The following is a 2,840-nucleotide window of genomic DNA, read 5'->3' as shown; positions in this document are numbered from 1 at the left end:
TTCGCGTTTCCGCCGTTCCTGGAGCCGCCGGGCTGGGTGCCGGCTGCAGCGTAAGCCGGATGCCGCACTCACGCACGGCCGGAACCAGGCCCCTTGCCGGGCTTCGGGCTGGGTGTCGGTTTGAAGGCAACTTGGTATCAGGGATCGGAGGGCAGAGGACAGAAATCAGGAACGTCCTGCCACCGGCGTCCGTCCGCTGTCCCCCGGGATAGCGGGCGCGCCCGCAACCGCGCGAACGCCGGGGCCGGGGCCCCTTCGCCTTTTCGCACAGCCTTGATCGGCGCCGAATACCTCGGACAGGGTCAATCCCCTGCATTCCCCTGCCACAGGGCGCTGACCGGCAGCGCGTAGAGTCGCTCCCCGAACCGCGCCGCCGTCTCGCCGTCGTACAGGACCACGCCGCACGCGAACGAGTCGCCCGCCACCGCCTGGAGCTTTCTGAGCCCCGCGAAATCCGACGCGGTCACCGTGGCCGCGGCCTTGACCTCCACGCCGGCCACCTCCCGGCCTCCCCGCTCGAGCACCAGGTCCACCTCGTACCCGTCCTTGTCCCGGAAATGGTGGAACCGGATGTCGTCATCGGCCCCGCTGGCCTGCCGCCTCAACTCCTGGCACACGAAGGTTTCGAGCATGCGGCCCAGCCGCTTCCGGTCCGCGTGCAGGGTCTCGGCGTCGACGCCCAGAAGGGCGCAGGCGAGGCCCGTGTCGGCCATGTGGAGCTTGGGGGTCTTCACCGCCCGCCGGAGCCGGCTGTGGTGCCACGCCGGCAGTTCGTCCACGAGAAACAACTGCTCCAGCAGCGTCAGGTACGACCGGACCGTGGGCCGGCTCAGGCGAAACGGGCCGGCCAGGTCGGACACGTTGAGCAACTGGGCCGTCTGGTCGGCCGCCACCCCGAGCAACCGCGGGAGCACGTCGAGCGACGCGATGCGGGCGAGGTCGCGCACGTCGCGCTGCACCAAGGCCTCCGCGTAGTCGCGGTACCACGCCCGACGCCTTCGGTGCGTGGGCCGGGCCAGCGCGGCCGGATACCCTCCGGCGGCGATCCGCTGCGCCAGGCGCGGGCCCAACCGCTCGGCACGCCCCGTGCCCAACTCCCCCCCGAACAGCGCATCGAGGAATGTCGGGTTCCGCCCCTCGATCTCGCACTGGGAAAACGGAAACAGCCGGACGATCTCCATCCGCCCCGCCAGGGAGTCCGAAAGCCTGGGCAGAAAAAGAACGTTCGCCGACCCGGTCAGGAGGAACCGGCCCGGCCGCCGGTCCCGGTCCACGGCGGTCTTCAGCGCGGTCAGCACCGCCGGAACCCGCTGCACCTCGTCCAGCACGGCCCGCTCCGGCAGATCGAGCACGAACCCAGCGGGGTCCGCCTCGGCGGCGCCCCGCACCACGTCGTCGTCGAAGTTGAAATACACATAGCCGAGCGTCCGCCCCACCCTGCGCACCAGCGTGGTCTTGCCGCACTGGCGCGGGCCGTGAACCAACACGACCGGCGTGTCGGCCAGGGCCTCGCGCACACGCGGCTCCACGAGGCGGGGTACCAGGGGTTGCTCGGTCATGTCGTCCAGAAGAAAGGGATGGCTTCGGCTGATTGCAAACCTTTTTGTCGGCCAATCGTAACCGACCGCTTCGGCCGATTGCAACGCAGGTGGTCCGCGTCGAGGCCGGGCCGCCAAGCCCGGACGGCGGGGGCGGCCCGTCTGCGGCATGGCTTCCCGTGGGAGCGGCTGGGCGGATGGACTGCCGGGAATGGGGAATGGTGAGTGGGGAATGGGGAATGGGGAATGGGGAATGGTGAATCGTTCTTGGGGCCGAGCGTCAGCGCCGGGCCCCCACCCTGTGGGAGCGGCCACCGGGGGTAGTGTAAGAAATTTTGTGTATCAGGCCTGGGGCGAGGAGACGAAGGAGGTGTAGCGGTGGAAGCCCAGGTCAGGCAGCGCAAGGATAAGGACAAGGTAGCGATCCCCGAGGCCGTGGATCAACTCGCGGCGGAGCTGGCGAGGCTCGTGGTCGAGGGGGAGTGGGACGTGATGGAACTTCAGCGCCAAGTGCTCGGGCGAGTGTTGAGCAAGGCGCTTGAAGGCGAGATGGAGCACCATCTGGGGTATCCGAAGGGGGCGATTCCTCCGGCCGGCCAGACCAACCGGAGGAATGGGTCCACGACGAAGCGGGTCCGTACGTCCGTAGGCGCGGTGGAGGTGGAGGTCCCGCGGGATCGCCATGGGACATTCGAGCCTAAGCTGGTGCCCAAGCACAAGCGCAGCGTGGAGGGGTTTGACCAGAAGGTGTTGGCGCTGTACGCGCGGGGGATGAGCATACGGGACATCCAGCGCACGCTGGAGGAGATCTATGGCACCGAGGTGAGCCCGGAGTTGATTAGCCGGGTGACGGACTCGGTGGCGGAAGAACTGGAGCAATGGCGGGCGCGCCCGTTGGAGCGGCTGTACTACGTGGTCTACATCGACGCCTTGTTTGCCAAGACCCGGGAGAGGGGGCCGGTGGCCAAGCGGGCGGTGTACACGGTGGTGGGGGTGACGGAAGACGGAAACAAAGACATTTTGGGGCTTTACGTGGCCGAGAGCGAGTCGGCGAAGTTCTGGATGGGGGTGTTTGAAGACCTGAAACGTCGCGGGGTGGAACGGATCGGCGTCGTGGCGGCGGACGGGTTGACTGGGTTGCCCGAGGCCATCGAGGCCGTTTTCCCGACGGCGGTATTCCAGACCTGCGTGGTTCACCTGATTCGCAACTCGGTGCGGTTGGTACCGTGGAAAGACCGCAAGGCTCTGTGCGCGGACTTGCGTAAGGTTTACACGGCGGGATCGGCCGAGGAGGCCCGGCGG

Annotated in this window: 2 protein-coding genes; one reads left to right on the top strand and one right to left on the bottom strand. The window is 68.1% G+C overall.

Going from position 1 to position 2,840, the window contains the following annotated elements:
• Nucleotides 1-302: 302 nt before the first annotated feature.
• Entirely contained in the window at nt 303-1,559 is a 1,257-nt protein-coding gene (locus ACY0I8_RS17470) for an ATP-binding protein (RefSeq protein ID WP_461395766.1), read from the bottom strand.
• Between the two features lie 357 nt (nt 1,560-1,916).
• Between ACY0I8_RS17470 and ACY0I8_RS17465 the strand changes: the two genes are divergently transcribed.
• Nucleotides 1,917-2,840: IS256 family transposase (locus ACY0I8_RS17465; protein WP_461395765.1), on the top strand; the 924-nt coding region annotated here is incomplete at its 3' end.

This window comes from Deferrisoma sp. (assembly GCF_054681715.1).
The sequence above is the reverse complement of the archived record's forward strand: the minus strand, read 5'-3'. Positions and strand labels throughout refer to the sequence as shown.

Coding starts and splice junctions, on each gene's coding strand:
- ACY0I8_RS17470 (WP_461395766.1), bottom strand. CDS start 1,559: ATGACCGAGCAACCCCTGGTACCCCGCCTCGTGGAGCCGCGTGTGCGC.